The sequence below is a fragment of the Pelagicoccus enzymogenes genome, from assembly GCF_014803405.1.
Lineage (GTDB): Bacteria > Verrucomicrobiota > Verrucomicrobiia > Opitutales > Opitutaceae > Pelagicoccus > Pelagicoccus enzymogenes.
In genome coordinates this window covers 61,285-78,208 of record NZ_JACYFG010000004.1, presented here as the reverse complement: position 1 = coordinate 78,208, position 16,924 = coordinate 61,285, and the positions used below count along the sequence as shown (strand labels likewise).

Annotated in this window: 9 protein-coding genes and 1 tRNA gene; 5 read left to right on the top strand and 5 right to left on the bottom strand. The window is 55.8% G+C overall.

The genetic code is table 11. From position 1 onward, the window contains the following. Positions 1-23: 23 nt before the first annotated feature. From IEN85_RS02330 to IEN85_RS24305, 3 genes are all read right to left on the bottom strand, one after another. Positions 24-2,717: a VCBS repeat-containing protein gene (locus tag IEN85_RS02330; RefSeq protein WP_191615461.1), complete on the bottom strand. Its 2,694-nt coding sequence runs from the start codon at positions 2,715-2,717 to the stop codon at positions 24-26. 2 nt (positions 2,718-2,719) lie between these two features. After that, complete coding sequence (locus IEN85_RS02325; protein WP_224772412.1) at positions 2,720-5,377, bottom strand: VCBS repeat-containing protein; 2,658 nt, start codon at positions 5,375-5,377, stop codon at positions 2,720-2,722. Between the two features lie 197 nt (positions 5,378-5,574). Continuing rightward, a complete protein-coding gene (locus IEN85_RS24305) occupies positions 5,575-9,489 on the bottom strand; it encodes a TonB-dependent receptor plug domain-containing protein (RefSeq protein WP_224772411.1) in 3,915 nt (1,304 codons plus the stop codon). A gap of 1,275 nt (positions 9,490-10,764) precedes the next feature. On the opposite strand from IEN85_RS24305, the gene IEN85_RS02315 reads away from it, so the two are divergent. Then, positions 10,765-11,643, top strand: a complete 879-nt coding sequence (locus IEN85_RS02315) for a sugar phosphate isomerase/epimerase family protein (RefSeq protein ID WP_191615459.1) — start codon at positions 10,765-10,767, stop codon at positions 11,641-11,643. 436 nt (positions 11,644-12,079) lie between these two features. Here the strand turns inward: IEN85_RS02315 and IEN85_RS02310 are convergent. Beyond that, positions 12,080-12,153: transfer RNA gene (locus IEN85_RS02310), tRNA-Gly, on the bottom strand. 743 nt (positions 12,154-12,896) lie between these two features. Here IEN85_RS02310 and IEN85_RS02305 point away from each other — a divergent pair. The 4 genes from IEN85_RS02305 (at position 12,897) to IEN85_RS02290 (ending at position 16,216) form a co-directional block, all read left to right on the top strand. Next, entirely contained in the window at positions 12,897-14,207 is a 1,311-nt protein-coding gene (locus IEN85_RS02305) for a hypothetical protein (protein ID WP_191615458.1), read from the top strand. A gap of 127 nt (positions 14,208-14,334) precedes the next feature. After that, on the top strand, positions 14,335-15,054 hold the full coding sequence (locus tag IEN85_RS02300) for a hypothetical protein (RefSeq protein ID WP_224772410.1): 720 nt from the start codon (positions 14,335-14,337) through the stop codon (positions 15,052-15,054). Positions 15,055-15,225: 171 nt separating this feature from the next. After that, on the top strand, positions 15,226-15,576 hold the full coding sequence (locus IEN85_RS02295; protein WP_191615456.1) for a DUF3127 domain-containing protein: 351 nt from the start codon (positions 15,226-15,228) through the stop codon (positions 15,574-15,576). 34 nt (positions 15,577-15,610) lie between these two features. Continuing rightward, positions 15,611-16,216 carry a GNAT family N-acetyltransferase gene (locus tag IEN85_RS02290; RefSeq protein ID WP_191615455.1) on the top strand — a complete coding sequence of 202 codons (606 nt, stop codon included), beginning with the start codon at positions 15,611-15,613 and terminating at the stop codon, positions 16,214-16,216. A gap of 95 nt (positions 16,217-16,311) precedes the next feature. Here the strand turns inward: IEN85_RS02290 and IEN85_RS02285 are convergent, their stop codons facing one another. Next, positions 16,312-16,785 (bottom strand): gamma-glutamylcyclotransferase family protein, encoded by a 474-nt coding sequence (locus IEN85_RS02285; RefSeq protein ID WP_191615454.1) that lies wholly within the window; start codon positions 16,783-16,785, stop codon positions 16,312-16,314. Positions 16,786-16,924 lie beyond the last annotated feature (139 nt).

Below are 16,924 nucleotides of genomic sequence, written 5' to 3'. Positions count from 1 at the left end.
AAAGCGACAATGGTTGATGGGGATCAGTCGTTTGTGCGGTTGAGGTAGATTTGGCTTGTTCCTTCGGACGGGGTGGCGATCAGGTCGATGTCGCCATCTTTGTCGACGTCTTGAGCGTTTAGACGCCAGTTGGTACCGGGAAGAACGAGGCCGCTCTCGGAAGGGGAGAGGCTGTTGAAGTGGCCCGTTCCGTCACCGAGCAGAATGACACCGAGACCTCCGTCGTGGTAGCCAATGACGGGATCCACGTCGTGTTCGTTTTGGGCGGCGGCAATGTCGAGATGTCCGTCGCCGTTGAAGTCGGCGATGGCTACGTGGGTGATGGGGGCGATTTGGGCGAGTCCGGTGAAGGGGAAGAAGGTGAGTTCACCTTCGGGGCTTGAGATAAGCGCCCCACTGCGCAGTTCGGTGATTTCAAGGCGGGAGGCTTTGGAGATTGCGCTTGGGCCGAGGATTTCTTCGAGCGTGGCTGCGGCGAAAGCGTTGGCACTGGGAAATTTTCGTTCGAGCGGCGGGATGAGCTCGATGAGGTCCTTTCTCGAGCGGAAGGGGAGGAGTCGTCCGTTTTCGACGTAGGCTTCGATGCGTTGCGTCTCTCGGGGATTGGCGAAGCGGCCTTCCAGAATAACGAAGGGGGCCTCGGGGCTGGCTTGGTAGCGTGTATTCAAACCGAGGTTACCGATGACGTAGTCGGGGGTCCCGTCGTTGTTGAGGTCGGCTTGGACTGAGATGAAGTCTGGGAAGAACTGTATTCCTTGGGGAACGAGGGGCGGTGCGATGGCTAGGGAGTCTTTTGTCTGGACTGGGGGCTGCAGGTTAGAGGCCAGTGATGTGGAATCTGCTTTCCTAAAGAGTTGTGGCGCTGGATCCGGGATGGTGGCGAGCGTACCGTTCTGCGACGAGTTGTCTTCCGGGACGGTGTATTTGCGATTCGCCTTTAAATTGGTTAGGGTTTGCACATTCCCGCTGGGCCAGCGGATGGTGGCGGTTTGGATGGTTTCCTCTGACCCAAGGCCGAAGTGGAAGATGGGTTCGCTAGTGGAAAGGTAGCCGCGGGCATTGAGGTGTTTACGTATCTGTTTACCAGATACGGTTTGTATTTCGATGGAGGCTCCGATGGCGTAGCGGTTGGATTGCTTGCCTTGGAGGGCGAATACGACGCGGTTGTCTCGGCTGTCGTTGCGGTATAGGGTGAAGGGGGCGTCGTAGTTTGCGTAGATGAGGTCGAGGTCGCCGTCGCCGTCGAAATCTCCAGTGGCGGAGCCGAAGCTGACGCCAAGGTGGTCGAGTCCCCATTCTTGCTCGACGCGTTCGAAGCCTTGCCCTTGTTTATTGCGGAAGGCGAGGTTGCTCTCGGCCATGACGGGACTGCGTTTCATGACAGCACGCTGGGCTTGGCGGCTGACGGCGCCCATGACGCCTTTAAGGATATCGGCGTTGTGGTACTCTCGTATCATTCCGTTTGTGACGTGGAGATCGAGCCAGCCATCATTGTCGAAGTCTTCGAACCGTACTGACCAAGTCCAATCGCTGCGTGCGACGCCGAACAGCCAAGCGGCTTCGAGCATGCGGCTGGAGCGAGTGTTTAGGTAGAGTGCGTTGCGCATGCGTTGGGGCGCTGCTTCGGGGGGGCGGTTTGCGAGTTCACGGGCTCGGGAGATGGCCATGCCACGGTGGTCGGTTTCATGCGATGTTGGGGCCATGTCGCCGACGAAGAGGTCAATCAGGCCGTCATTGTTGATGTCTCCGATGTCGGCACCCATAGAATAGTATGGGGTGAGAGGGAGGACCGATTCGAGAACATCGGTAAAGGTTCCGTCGCCATTGTTTTGATACAGGCGATCGGGAACGGAAAAGTCGTTGGAGACGTAGATGTCTGGCCAGCCGTCTTCGTTGTAGTCCCACCAAGCGACGGAGTGGCCGGAGGTGGAGCCAGAGATGCCAGCGGATTGGGTGACTTCCTCGAAGGTTCCGTCGCCCTTGTTGCGGAAGAGCCGGTCAGGTCTCCCGTCGGGCTGTGAGATGACGTCTAGCATGTTGGTTTGCAGGTAGACGTCGAGCCATCCGTCTCGATCGAAGTCGCAGAAGGCGGCACTGCCGCTTGAGTCTTGAATGGCAAGCCCTCTTTGCTCTGCTTCTTCGTGGAAGGTGCCATCGCCTTGGTTAATGTAAAGGCGGTTGGGCGCATTGAAAGAGGTGACGTAGAGATCGAGCCATCCGTCGTTGTCCACATCAACGAAAGCTGTGCCTTGATCCCAGGGCAGGTCTTGGTCCGAGCCGCTGCCAAAGAGGCCTCTCAGTCTACCTGACCAACTGTCGTCTTGAAGACTCAGTCCGGCAGACTCGGTCAGGTCTTCGAATTTAAAGTCACCAAGGTTTCGATACAGTCGTGAGCCTCCAGTCTTAGCCGCTAGAAATAGATCGGGTAGTCCATCTTTGTCGTAGTCGGCTACGGCGACTCCGGTGCCAATGGTTCCAAAAACCATTTCCTGGTAGCGTTCTCCCCACATGCGGGGGTCGTTGTAGCTGTTGACGAGATCGATTCCGGAATGGGTGGAGGGGATTTCGGAGAATAGGGTCTGAGAGCTGGTGGGGTTGGGGGAGGAATAGGGAACAAGGGGTGCTGAATCGACTTGGGATCTGCCGACAAGGTTGGGCGTCGTCGTAGCTAGGCCTAGGGCGAGCAAAGCGAAGCTTCCTTTATAATAAAAGCGCATGGCTAGTTGGAGGAGGTGCCTTCGGATTGGTTGCGAAAGACGAGTGGTTCTAGGCCTTCTCGCTGTACGATGAAGTCGGTTTTTCCGTCTTGGTTCAGGTCTTCGATATGGATGGACAGGGCGTGACCGTCTATGATGATGCCACTTGACTGAGGATCTATTGCACGGAAGGTGCCATCACCATTTCCTAGGAGAAGTTGGCCCAGTCCTCCGTCGTAGCGTGAAATATGAGCGGGGACTTGGTAGTCGTTTTGGGCGGCTAGGAGGTCGAGATGACCATCGCCATCGATATCGGCTACTCCGAAGTCTTGGATAGGAGCGATTTGGGCTATGAAGGGGAAGGGGATGAAGCGCTGGGAGCCGTCTGCTTGGCTGATCAGGACGCCACTGCGGAGTTCTGTTATTTCGGTGCGGATTGCCTGGGCGAGGGCTGCAGGTGGGAGAATTTCTTCGATGGTGGAAGCGGCGTACTTATTGGTCGAGGGGATTCGTCGTTGGAGGGGTGGGATCGCTGCGATGAGTTCCTTTCGCGAGGCGAAGGGGAGTAGGCGACCGTCTTGGTAGTAGGCTTCGACTTGTTGGTTTTGGCTACGTCCCCCGAAGTTACCTTTGAAGAAGACGATGGAGTTTTCGGGGGTGGCTTGGTAGTGTGTATTTAAACCTTGGTTACCGATGGCGTAGTCGGGGATACCATCGCCGTTGAAATCGGCTTTAACAGCGCAATTCCAGAGCGTGGATTCGAGAAAGGGTAGATCCGGTTTGGGCTGGTTTTTTGGCGACGGGGATTGTGCTGGAGCTGCTTCCTTTGCAAAAATCGGTGCTGTTCTCTTGTTCTTGACCAAATCGTTGCTGGACGATTCGGAGCTCGAGGATTCCTGGATGAGGTACCGCTGGTTAACGGGAAGGTCCTCTAGAATTTGGGTTGTTCCGCTTGGCCAGTTTATGGTGGCGCTCAGTATTGTGGTATCTTCGCCAAGGCCGAAATGGAGGGCGGGTTCGCTGCTAGAAAGGTAGCCGCGGGCTAGGACGAGCTGGCGTAGTTGCTTTCCGGATTTTGTTTGAATCTCGATGGTGGCGCCGACGCCGTAGCGATTGGAAGCGGAGCCTCGGAGATCGAAAATGACGCGATTTCCTGTTTGGCTGTCGTTGCGGAGGATCGTGGGAGGGGCGTCGAGGTTGCTGTATACGAGATCGAGATCGCCATCGTTGTCGAAATCGGCGAAGGCGGTGCCGAAACTGACGCCGACTTCTCCAAGGCCCCAGTCTTTCTCGACGCGTTTGAAGCCTTGGCCTTCTTGGTTGCGGTAGGCGAGGTTAGCCTCGTTCATGACTGGGCTGGATTTCATGACTGCGAGGCGTGCTTTGGGATGAACAGTGCGGTAGATTCTTTGGCGTAGGTCGTCGTTTTGGTATTCGCGGGACATGCCGTTGGTGACATGAAGATCGAGCCAACCATCGTTGTCTAAGTCGACGAAGCGAGTTGACCAGGTCCAGTCGGTGCGGGCTATGCCGTAGAGCCAGGCTCCCTCTTGCATGCGTCCTGTTCCATTATTCAAATACAGAGCGTTGTACATGTACTGGGGAGCGGTGCCAGGTGTAATGTTTTCTTCGCGCATGGAGTAGCGGGTAACAGCCATGCCACGGTGGTCCATCTCATGGGTGGTGGGGGCCATGTCGGCGACGAAGAAGTCAATGTGCCCGTCATTGTCGATATCCCCGAGGTCGGCGCCCATTGAGGAGAAGGGTTGGTGGGGGACGACTTGATCTAGTACGTTTGTGAATGTGCCGTCGCCATTGTTGCGATACAAGGTGTCGGGCGTGGCGAAATCGTTCGCGATGTAGAGGTCGGGCCAATTATCTTCGTTGTAGTCCCACCAAGTGGCGGAGTGGCCTAAGGTCAGCCCAGATATTCCGGCAGCGTCGGTGATGTCTGTGAATTTACCGTATCCGATGTTGCGATACAAACGGTCTCGATTGCCTTCAGGGCTTGTGGTTGAGTCTAGGAGATTGGTCTGCACGTAGACATCGAGCCAGCCATCTCTGTCGAAGTCGGCAAAGCAAGCCATGCCGCTAGCACTGTTGAGAGCGAGTCCATTGGCATTCTCGGCTTCTTTAAAGGTGCCGTCGCCTTGGTTGATGAAGAGTTGATTGGGGGCATTGGAACGGCATAAGTACAGGTCTAAATCTCCGTCGTTGTCGATATCGGCGAATGCGGCGCCTTGTTTCCAGATTTCGACGGAGCTTTCATCCTCAACCGAGCCAAACCAGCTAAGGAGTCCGTTTTCGGCTTTGGGGGCGAGGCCGGCTTTTTCGGTGGTGTCTTCGAATTTCCAGTTGCCGAGGTTGCGAAATAGCTTGGAGCGACCGGTCTTGTTCACGATGAAGAGGTCGGGCTTTCCGTCGTTATCGTAGTCTCCGACGGTGATGCCGGTACCGATTGCTCCGAGCGCGAATTCTTGGTAGCGTTCGCCCCACATGCGAGGGTCAGCGTACTCGTTGTTGGCGCGAATACCTGTTTCTTCTGGGCTGAGGCGGGTGAAAAGGGTTGTGCTGCTTTTAGCGCTGGGCGGCGCGAGAGGAATGGACTGTGGGGTGGAGTTGAGGTAGCTAGCGCCAGCGATGTATAGGGTGGTTACTGTTGTGATCGCTAGTACGCGCATATCTAAGTAATCGAGAAGTGAATACGAGAAGCTGCCGGTTAGCCTAGAGCGAATCAAGCTTTGTTCGTGGGGCAAAACAAGGATCAAAAAATAGAACAGCTGGGATCTTGCATTATGATTGGGCCGTTCGTTCAGGCAAGAAAAACGCCCCCGGAAAATCCGGGGGCGCGCAAAGACGACCAATTAATATCAATTGGTCAGAACGAGAATGTATTCCTAATCGACCAGGTTTCCGACGGCGCTATACGATAGCCCGCCGGCGTGCCATCCGGTTGGGTCGTTATCGGTATCAGGCCATCCCCCTCAAAGGCGTTTCTAACGTTTAGCTGTATTCGCCAATCGAGATTGTCATTTAACTCCCTGCCGTATCCGACCCAGAGGTCCAGATTCGTCTCGGAAGGTCCCATGTAGGGGTTCGCTAGATCGTAGCCGAGTTTTCCATCCGAATCGATTACGGGAGTATATCCAATGATTACCGAATCTTGGTAGCGAAGGCCACCACCTACGCTTAGACCGGCGAATTTACCATCGGTGAAGTCGTAGTTGGTGATCAAGTTGGCGCGCCATTCGCGAAGTTCCGGGACGTTTGTGCCTTCCTGAAGCTTGCGCGAAGTCCACTCGGAACCGATTTCTCGATTCCACTGGAATAGGGTCGTTTCGTTACCGGCACCACCCCACCAGACGCGGATGTCGCCTGCCGCAGTATTGTTGAGGGCGTTCTCGTAACCAGCGATGAACTCGTTCAGTGCAGCGCCACCGATATTATTGCGAACTGCCGTGGTTTTGGCGGCATTGACCATGATGTTCCAGTTTTCGGTGGGACGCATCGTGAACTCCATTTCGTAGCCCTGCGAGGTGCTGTCCTCGGTGACCGCTAGGTTTTGCGGAGTTGTGGATGAGATGCGTGTCGCATCCGTGGTTCTAAACGGGCTGTTCAGATCGATTTTCCACGCTTCGTAGAAACGTGGGTCGATCGAAGCCTGCCAAGAACGCCATGCGGCGATCGCATTGGCTTCGCGGGCTGCGGCATCCGCGGCTGTCTCTCCAGGAGCGAGGCCGTAGTTGTACAGTGAACCTCTTCCGCCGTCAACGGGGTCACCGTTGATGTCATTCCCTTGTCCATCGTTCCAAATGTCGACGTTCGGAAGGAGAAGGTCCTCCGAGAAGTTAGGCGGAATAGGGGAACCGGCGGGTCGGTTTTTGGCGATGTGGCTGATAACGTGTGACTGGTTGTCGATGGACATGTCGTATTCAAACTGGTTGGCCCAGTTGCCGCCCCAGTCCTGGGATTGCCCTACGAATCCGATATTGCTGAGAGCTGTGCTCGTACCGTTGGTAACGTTGGTCGTGAACTTGTTGAGCTTGAAGGAGTAGCGGCCATCTTTGCTTTGCACGAGTATGCCCTTGTCCCAAGTTTCGCCGGCAGGGGCGGAGATGGATTCGCCGTAGGCATCGACGCGAGCCGACTCAGGCTGGAAGTTCGACGAGTTGTTGTAGAACAAGCTCACGCTGAATGGCAGGTTGTCCACGAGGTCGCTGACGAAAGGCAGCTGGTCTAGGTGCGTAACGATGCTGTAGCTGTGAGATTGCACCTCGAGTTGGTTCTCTCTGGCGCCTTCGAGCGTGTAGTAGGAAGGGTCAAAGTCCAAGTATCCGAATCCGCCGCCGTCGAGATGATCATTGGTGTCCTGGCTGAAAGATCGAGAGGTCACCGTGTCCTTGCGCCATCCGTAGGTTCCGACGATGGAATCGTTGATGAGGTGCCCCTGCCAGATCAGCGCTTGGGATTCCACTTCACTGCTCTCGAGGGCAGCCCGAGTGGTCAGTCTTTCGCGGTTCGCTGCCGAGTCTTCTGACGCAGTCAAGGTGTACGGATAGTCGCGCCAGCCCACGTAGTTCAGCGGGTTCTCCGCTTGGGTGCTTAGGCGACGATCTGGCCACAGGGTCTCTGCGTCTGGATCGGAAGGGTCATAATCTGGATACTCCAGTTCGGGTGGCAGATACGCATTGTTGATCCACTCCGCTGCTGGATCGACACCTGGATAATTGCCCCAAGTTGAGTCGAAAACTCTCGTTATCGAATTCCGTGGCAGGTTAACTTTCTGGGTGATGCCTGGAATGTTTGCCCCGACGGCGCTGGAAGCGTCCTTTAGCGAACCACCTAAGTAGACCACGGTGCTGGGAGCGAGATCGCCACTGCTGAAGCTGTTGACATTGGCGAAATTCATGAAGTCGATATACCCTTGGTCTTCGATCGCGTACTGTTGCCAGTTCCGGTTTTCACGGTCGAGCGAGTCTTCGCTGTAAAGGCCAGTGATTGTCCCGCTACCGAGTATGTTGGTGAACCAGTTGCCGTCCCCTTTGTCGAAGTCGTACTTGACGAAAGGAGTGACGCGGATGCTCTCGCGCAAGCTCTCGTAGGAGTTGTTTCCGAACTGGCCTTTATCAGAGACGAATGGACGTCCAACGTTCGGATTTGGCGTGCCGTTGTCGAAAGGTATTTCACCGGGATCCCAGCCGTCTGTGTTGCCGTCGGGGAACACTCCCATCATATCGATGTAGAGAGCCTGCTGACTTCCGGTGAGGAGTGACAGCTGACCGTTGTCGTAGTCCTGCTTGTTGTACGACAGGTCGAAACCAACCATGTCGCTCAAGTAGGTCTGGGAGAAGCTCATGGTCAAGGAGTTGAAGTTTTGCCACTCCTCCTTGTTTGGACCGTCGATCAGGTTGTTGTAGAAGTCAAAGATGGAAGGATCGGTAATGCTGTTGTTCTTGTAGACGCCAAACTCGCCGAAGGGCAGGCCTGCGTTTTTGGCGAAGTCCGACTCGGTTGCGATTCCCATCGAACGGTTGAAGTCGAAGCCGCCGATTCCTCCATCGATGTTACCATCTGGCCCAATACCGCGAGATCCTTGGATTTCCTGTTGCCAGATTTGAGGTGATCCGCCGTCTACCGCAAAGTAGTTGATGGGACCGCCAAAAGCATCAGCGAAGCTGCCGAGGCGAGGATTGTAGTCGGGATTGAAGGCACCAGAATACGGACCGCCATTAACGCCCGGGCGGCCTTGGCCGTGGTTCGGAAACTGGACGTTGTCCTGCTGCAACTGGTGGGCATTAAACGTTTGCCTATTGAGAGCTTGGTAAACCCGAGTGTCGCCTTTGCTGACAGCTATCAGCTCTCCGTCGGGACCGATGATGTTTCCGTTGGAAATGTAGGAACCATTATAGGTGCCGGTATCGAACCAAGGGGTGATGCGGTCGATAGGGGGCAGGGTTCTAGGGTTGTTGCTTTCAACCTTCCCGTCTTCAAAGTTCGCTTTGAAGGTGGTCCTGACGCCCTCGCCGTTGAGGAAGGCAGGATCCCAGCGCAAGGCCGCGTAGATACGTTTGTCTAGGCTGTATGCGGGTTTTTGTTGATATTTTTCGTCATTGTTCAGGACGGAAAATCGCACCGCCAGCTCGTCCTCTATAAGGACTTTGTTGATGTCGAAGGCCAGCCGAATGCTGTTGTGCTGATCGAACCGTACTTCGACTTCTCCTTCGTCCTCGTAGGCAGCGCTTTTCAAGCCGACGTTTACGAGGCCGGCTGGGCTTCCCTGTCCGAACAGGATGGAGTTAGGCCCGCGCTGCAGTTCCACACGTTCGACATTGTATCCATCCCAAGGAATGTCGGAAGTGAAGAAGTCTCGCGTATTGTCGGCGGCGGTGAGGCCGCGCACGCGCGTGTTTTGGTTCGGGTTGATGAAGTTGGACGATTCGTCGAGCAATGCTCCATCGCCTGTACCAGCGAAGGTACCTTGCGTGCCTCCGACTTCGGTTCCCGTGGTGTATTGCAGCAGGGATTTGTTATCGGTCGCTCCAGTGTCTTCGAGGAATTGCGTCGTGACAACGGATATGGCGTTACCGACATCGCGCAGTTTGGTGTTCAGACGATTACCAGCCAGCGTATCCACCGCTTGATAACCTTCTCTATCATTGGCCGTGACTTCAAACGGCGAGAGTTCGAAGACTTCTTCTTCCTCGCCGTCTGCGTCCTGACCGACCATTGGCAGAGTGAGCAAGGTGCTCGCAAACGCCATGATCGTGCATGATCTTAGGTTTTGTTTTTTCATAGGTTATAGTTGATTATGAACAGGAAATCATGGCGTCGCGGAAGGCGGCTGTACTCAGCGCTCAAATCGTAGGCTATGGCAGGGGTCGCTTTCCTTTTTCGAGGCATGTAGCTTGGCCACGGAGCCTGGGGGCGGAGCCAGATTGAGCGAGTGTTGGAAATTTGCAGTTTCTAGTGGCGGGCTAGCCGGAGCGCATTGTTGGGCGACAGGGAGCCGTTCGAGGATGTTGCGGAGGGGGGGGCACTGAAACAGCCCGTCGTGGGCCGGTTGGACTCTGGGTATCTTAACAACCAGGATGCATTGGCTTCCGCTAGCTTTCGAGCCGAGTCCTCGGCACGACATTATCTAACAAAGGCGGGTGCAATTCGTGACGGATTGCCAATTGTAAAGTGTAAACCAGTACAGGTTCTCGAATAATGGTGGGAGGGTATGGGGGTAGGGGGTATGTTCTAGTTGGAATTGCAGCCTTGGAGACGAGCAGTGTTAAGCTGCTATAGTGTAGGGGGAAGGGGCAATCAGTGGGTAGCTTTATCAATAAAACTGATTGGTCTTATTAATATATGTGAGGTTGTTCAAATACCTGCCCTCGTCAAACCGGACTCGGTAATATTAGTTACTCTGTCCGTCTGCCTATAGAGCAGGCTGTCATCTGCGGTGGCACTGTTGATTGATTTCTGTAGGAAGATTCCAAGTGGTTGTAGGATAGTGAGTTGCTGTGAGGGTTGAGAGGTTGGGCACGGCTTGTTATCGAGGGTATTTGATGTCGTTCTATACCCTAAGTCATATAGGATATATCGATAAACCATATAGAATTGTTTATCGTCAGCATGATGCAGCTGACTCAAGACCTCGTTTCTGCGCTTAAATAGATCCCGTCGGCTCGTTTTATTCTGTTGAATTCGCTTCGATAAATCAGGTCACTCAGGTTATGCGATTGCGTTATCTCTTTGGAGATTGGAGACGCCAGGATGGGACGGTTGTGAGAGTTAAGCTTTTAGGCCGGAGTAGGATAGATGGTTGAGTTGACTGGAGATCTCAGGACTCGTTGAGCTTACGCTTTTGCTGTTCAACGGCACAGCCGTATCAGTCGAGGCTGCCGTGAGCGAAGTTGATGGGCTTGTCGAATAAGAGGTTGAGGCACGCCTTAGTCGTCTAAGGAGTCATCTTATCCTGTTTCGACCCGTGACTGCTCCGCTCTCTTTCAACGAAGGATTCGCGAGTGGCAGCCATTTTCCAATTTACAGCGCTTCGCCGAGCACCTGTCCTTAGCGTATTATGAAAACGACCCTTACCCTGCTTTCACTGACACTATTGGCGCCGTTCCTATTCGCGGGGAGCGATAAGGCCCATGAACATGGGCATGGAAGCTTCAAAAACAAGATTGGGCTTCAACTGTGGAGCCTTCGAGACTTGACCAAGGAAGACCCAGAGGTGGCGTTGGACCTAGTAAAGGCTTGGGGGATCGAGCAGGTGGAGGCAGCGGGGCTCTATGGGTGGACTCCTGAGGAGTACCGCGAAGAAATCGAAAAGCGCGGCCTCAAGTTGCGCTCGGCCCACGTCCAGTACGGGGCGATGAAGGAAGATCCGAAGAAAGTGGTAGCTGAAATGAAGGCTCTCGGCGTCGAGGCGGTCTTCATTCCATGGATACGGCAGGGCGATACCTTTGACATCGAGCAGTTGAACACTGCGGTGGCGCATTTTAACAAGTGGGGGGCAATGTTCGCGGAAGAGGGGATCCGTTTCGGTTACCATCCTCACGGCTATGAGTTTGCTCCCGGCGAACTGGAAGGGGAGACCCTCCTCGATTCCATGTTTCGGAAGACTGATCCCGAGACCGTCTGGTTCGAAATGGATGTCTTCTGGGTGGTGCACGGCGGGGGAGATCCCGTCGGACTCTTGCACAAGTACAAGGACCGCTGGATTGCCACCCATATCAAGGATATCAGGAAAGGAGCCCCGATCGGAAAACCGACCGGCGGCGCGCCTGCCACGGACAAAGTGGCGGTTGGCACCGGCCAGATCGACTGGGAGGCTGTCATCAGCACGGCACTCGAGTACGGGGTAGACCTTCATTTCATCGAGGACGAGGGCGTCCGGCCTCATGTCGACATCCCTCTCAGCCTGGCCTACCTCAAAAGCTTGGATGTGGACTAGGTCGCAGTCTCTAGCCTATTGGCCAACCACAGTTGGCCCGACAAGGGCAGCCACCCACTATTTCGAAGACCTCTTGGCGGGGTAGTTTGCCCTGCTCCACTACCCTGGTTTTGGCTTTGAGGTTAGGGGGATTTGGGCTTCGGCTGAACTGTGGGGTGGCCGCAGAGGACGGTTAAGTGTTCTTGTCGGGATTTGTATCCATTTACTGGTACAGATTCGACGCTCATTGCGTGACTGGCGAAGTGGGGGAGGAAGTCGTCGCCAGATATCTATCTTTCTTGCCAGCGGGCTTTCCTGAAGGGTGGTTGTGGGAGTGAGTTCCACGGTACCTTGGTCGTTCGAGCAGCGGTGATTTTTTGAGATGGCTCTGCCTTGGTCCTGTTGGTGAGCGAGCACAAAAAAACGCCGCCCGGTAGTGGACAGCGCTTTAAGAAAGTGGTGCGGGTAGACGGAATCGAACCGACGCAACCAGTTTGGAAGACTGGAGTTCTACCACTAAACTATACCCGCTTAATTAGTAGGGTGGGGGTTAGATCAAAAACGGTGGGGGGTGGTCAAGCGTTTTGTTGAATTGTGTCAAATTGGGTTCGGCAGTAGGGCGAATTGCTGGGATGCGACGACGCAAAGCGCCTTTGTTTGACTTTTTTCTAATTTTTTTGGGCGAGGCGCCGCCGAATGGCCTTCAGTTTGTACTGACGGTTTGGAGACGATTGGCTGGGTGACCGTGAAACCTGACGCCTTGAGGCTTATTGCTGCGGTCAGTTGGGCGCTGCGGGGCGGAATCAAGGATTCTTGGCGAGATGGGGAGTGGTATGAGGGTATCCCAGTAAGGGCAAACGAGCTAAAAATGGGATGTTTCACTCACGGTTTTGCGCAGTTGTTACACGTATGTGTCCAAATTTTACGTACTACCACTTATCGAATTTGAGCAGCGGGCCCAATAGATTTTAGGCGGAAAAGTGATATCCTGTTCTCGGGTTTAGGATTCCGATCGAACGCGTCTCCTCGGAGACGGCTAGGGTAACAGCAGGCTATATTCGATCGGGAGCTTTTGCTCACATACAAGAGTTGGATTCCTGGGCCGGCGATCTTAGATCGTCGGCCTTCTTGTTTCTCGGGGTGGCTGCTTTGGATTTGCGGATCGTCCCTCCATCTCGGAGTTCTGTCCGCTGGGACAGCGGACGCTACGCCTGTGGGGAGGCTTGCCATGTGCGTCGGGCTCGCGCAGGTGTTTGTTTCCTGGATCTTGTTTCGTGAGACTCGCTGCCAAAATCGCTTTTTCAATTCTGACCCTGACTGCCTTGGGCTTTTGCGTGGCTTTCATCTTGGAGGCGATTCGGCAGGAAGCTCGCCCGGCGGCGACGGTGGCAGAGGTGAAGGCTGGCAAGGAGGCACCGCAGCTACCTGAGGTGGCGAGGTCGGTGGAGAAGGCGAACTGGCAAAGCTTGTTGGCTCGAGAGGCGGGCAACGAAATCGCTTTTGCGGACAAGGTCTTGCGGGAAAACGAGCGACAGGGCGCTTTGATGCTGGAGGTGGCTTTGCGGGACTTCTCGGGACCTCAGCTCGAGCAGCACTTTGCGGAGTTGATGGCTCGGGATTTGGACGACCATCGGGCTCTTGGCTATGCGGGAAGAGTTTTGCAGGAAATTGCCCAACGGTCCCCGGATCTGGGGGTGGCTTTGCTCAGCGCCATGACTCCGGCGGAGCGTGCGGCCTTGGTTCCTTCGGTGGCTAGGGGCTGGACGATGGCGGACCCGCAGGGGGCGTTTGCTTGGATCGAGTCGGCTTGGGTGGCGCCGGACGGCGGCTACATTGATCGGGGCTTGCAGAACGATCTTTATGGGAGGGCGATGGACGTTTTGGTGGGGGAACTGCGGGACTACGAGCAAGCGGCGGAGGTATTGGCTGGCTTGGCGGATCCGGACTTGAAGGCTGAGCTGACGGAGCTGGTGGCCCATCGGATCGTGCGGGATGGACCCGAGAACGCATTGGATCGTTTGGCGGAGCTGGAGACCGGAGTCTTTGACGTTTCGGTGATGGATGCGGTGGCGGAGCAATGGGCCGCTCGCGACGGCGAAGGAGCCGCTCAGTGGGTCTTGGCAAATGAGCAGGAAATGTCGCTGGCGGGGGTGCGCAGCATTGCCAAGCATCTGACCTTGGGCGCGGAGGACGAGGAGCTGCACGGCTTTCACGAGGGCTTGGGGGAACCGGGCAAGCGTGATTCGGTGGCGTCCGAAGTCTCTCGCCTGAAGGCGCGCCGCGAGCCGGTGGTATCGGCTCAATGGGCAAGGGCTATCGAGGATCCGTCTACGCGGCAGCGGGCGGTTTTGGACGCGCTCTACGAGATCGGGTACGAGGACATTGGCAGCTCGCTGGGCTACATTGACTACGTCTACCTGCCGGAGGACGAGGGGCGGGCTCCGGTGGTGTTTTCGACTTTGAAGGACTGGCTTGCAGTGGATGTGGAGGCGGTTGCGGGCTACTTGGGTTCGGGGCGGGCGAACTTGTCGGCGAGCTTGAGCGAGGAGTTGCTCTCGGAGATGGCGTTGTTGCCGCAGGGGTAGCGGGGGGTGGTGAATTTTCGATGGGGAAGCGCGAAGGGGGTACGGAGTCGCCCGCGGAGCGGTCGACCCACCATGGGTGGTTCTCGCTTGCGTGGGGTGGAGGCTTTCGCCTTCTTGGCGGACGAGCATGAGAAACGTGATCTGCATGAAGTGGGGGACCCGCTATGGTCCTGAGTACGTGAACCGTCTTAAGTCGATGGTGAAGCGGCATTTGTCGTACGAGCATCGCTTCGTGTGCTTCACGGATCGTCCGGAGGGGATCGATGCGGACGTGGAGGTATTTCCTTTGCCGGAGATGAAGTTGCCGGCGGGCGCTCCTGAGCGCGGCTGGAACAAGTTGAGCATGTTTCCGGAGAAGCTGGAAGATCTGGAGGGGGACACGCTTTTCTTGGATTTGGACGTGGTGATTCTCGACAGCATCGACCCGTTTTTCGAGGAAGAGGGCGAGTTCTTGATCATCAACGACTGGAAGTATCCGCGTCGTGTGACGGGCAACTCTTCCGTGTTCCGCTTTCGTCCGGGGGCGCATCCCTACGTGCTCGACTACTTCCTTAACAATTTGGAGGACGTGCGGGCCCGTTTCCGCAACGAGCAGGCTTACCTGAGCGACGCGATTCACCAGCGTGGCAAGTTGAAGTACTGGCCGGCGGAGTGGTGCGTGAGCTACAAGTACCATTGCTTGCCGACGGCCCCGCTCAACTATTTCATCAAGCCGAAGTATCCGGCGGGCACGCGCATCGCGATTTTCCACGGCAACCCGAAGCTGCAGGAAGCTCTGGAAGGAACGAGCTTCTGGGTGCGTCGCTACTCGCGTCCGGCCAAGTGGGTGGAAGAGAATTGGCGGTAGCGGGAGGGGGCGCCAAGTTCCAGATCTCAATTGTTCATTGTGGGAAGCGACCTTGCGTCGCGATCATTCCATTTGAAATCGCGGCGCAAGGCCGCTTCCCACTTCCTTTGTGAGTAAGTTCTGGAAGTTTCGGCTTAACATCGGCTGAGCGGCCTCCAAGAGTGCGGGTCTATGTACGAAATGGTCGGATCCGTAAAAGTTATCGAAGAAACGCAGACGTTTTCCAGCGGCTTCAGCAAGCGCGAGTTTGTCATCACTACTGAGGACAAGTTTCCGCAAGACGTGAAGTTCGAGGCGACGAAGGAAAAAATCGAGCAGGTGGACAAGCTCAAGGTGGGCGATCATGTGAAGGTCAGCTTCAATATCCGAGGCAACGAGTACAAGGGCCGCTACTACGTGAACCTGCAGGCTTGGAAGATCGAGAACGCGGGCGGTCAAGTTTCGCCAGCTCTCGACGCAGCGGGCTCGGAAGGATCGTCCGGCGGCGGTAACCTCGACGATCTCGAGGAATCCCCTTTCTAGGCGGGAGAGTCGCACCTTAACTTTTATCCGTCTGATGGATACATCAGGTATTAGCGTCAAGACGGTTTCAGGAAGCGAGGTTGGGCCTTACGTGCCGGACCTCGCTTTGTTGCGTATGGAGGTCTTTCGGGAGTACCCTTATCTCTACGAAGGCAGCCTGGACTATGAGTCGGAGTACTTGCTGTCCTACGCTGAGTCGCAGCGAAGCGTATTCGCGCTGGCTTTCGATGGGGACAAGGTGGTGGGCGTTTCGACGGGCTTGCCGCTGGCGGATGCGGACGGCGAATTTGCGGAGCCGTTCTTGAAAAGTGGATACGCGATCGAGCAAGTGTTCTATTTTGGCGAGTCGGTTTTGCGACGAGGGTATCGCGGCCTGGGGATTGGCTCGCGATTTATGAAGGAGCGGGAGCGGCATGCTCGCGCTTTGGGGGGATTCGACTACTGCGCTTTTTGCGCGGTGCGTCGGGCGGAGGACGATCCGAGGCGCCCGCCGGACTATGCGGATTTGTCGGCCTTTTGGAAAAAGTACGGCTTCGTGGAGCAGCCGGATCTGGAAGCGAGCTTCTCCTGGAAGGAGATCGGCGAGTCTGAGGAGAGTTCGAAGCCAATGCGCTTTTGGTTGAAGCGAATCGGCGGGTAGAGGGAAAGGGCTATTGACGCCCGCGGAGCGGCCGTCCCACCGGGTTTGCTCAGAAGGGGGCGTCGCGTCCTGCAGTGCTATCCTTTTTGTCGTACTCAGGCGTTCCAGCTGGTTTCGTTCAGCATTGTGGCCCAATTGGGGGGAGAGTAGCAGACGTAGGCCCAGGCAACGCGGTCGGCGCCGTCGGCGGTTTTTACCCAGATCAAGCGGCGTTGGTAGGCGCTTTTGACGCCGGGGATGAAGTTTTCCCAGGCATCCATTTTCTTGAGGACGTCGGCTTCCAGCGGAAACTCGAACAGCTGCCCTTCGATCCAATTGCCTTCCAGTTGGGGAGGCGAGTCGCTCGCTTCTGCTTGCAAGGCTTTGGCCCAATCCGCTACGAGGTCCTTGCTGGCGTCTAGCAAGGCGAGTTCCGGCTCGATCTGCAGAATGGGATACCCTTCCCGCAGGCGCCAGAGAGTGCCGCAAGCCTTGGCCGAGACGATGGAGAGTGGAGGAAGGCAGTGTTGAGCGTGCTCGGGCTGGTCGCTTTTCAGGGTGCCGTACGTGAAAAGGTATTGGGAACTCATGGAGGGGTGTCGTTTTGGAATTGTTGCTACCTAGGCAATGTTGATGGTTTTTGCGCTTTTGCCACGTCCTTATGGGAATATCCTTCAAGAAACTTGTTCCTTAGTGCAAATTGACGATTGCTGCGTTGTCTATGTGGGG

Coding starts and splice junctions, on each gene's coding strand:
- IEN85_RS02290 (WP_191615455.1), top strand. CDS start 15,611: ATGGATACATCAGGTATTAGCGTCAAGACGGTTTCAGGAAGCGAGGTT.
- IEN85_RS02295 (WP_191615456.1), top strand. CDS start 15,226: ATGTACGAAATGGTCGGATCCGTAAAAGTTATCGAAGAAACGCAGACG.
- IEN85_RS02315 (WP_191615459.1), top strand. CDS start 10,765: ATGAAAACGACCCTTACCCTGCTTTCACTGACACTATTGGCGCCGTTC.
- IEN85_RS02325 (WP_224772412.1), bottom strand. CDS start 5,377: ATGCGCGTACTAGCGATCACAACAGTAACCACCCTATACATCGCTGGC.
- IEN85_RS24305 (WP_224772411.1), bottom strand. CDS start 9,489: ATGAAAAAACAAAACCTAAGATCATGCACGATCATGGCGTTTGCGAGC.
- IEN85_RS02300 (WP_224772410.1), top strand. CDS start 14,335: ATGAGAAACGTGATCTGCATGAAGTGGGGGACCCGCTATGGTCCTGAG.
- IEN85_RS02330 (WP_191615461.1), bottom strand. CDS start 2,717: ATGCGCTTTTATTATAAAGGAAGCTTCGCTTTGCTCGCCCTAGGCCTA.
- IEN85_RS02285 (WP_191615454.1), bottom strand. CDS start 16,785: ATGAGTTCCCAATACCTTTTCACGTACGGCACCCTGAAAAGCGACCAG.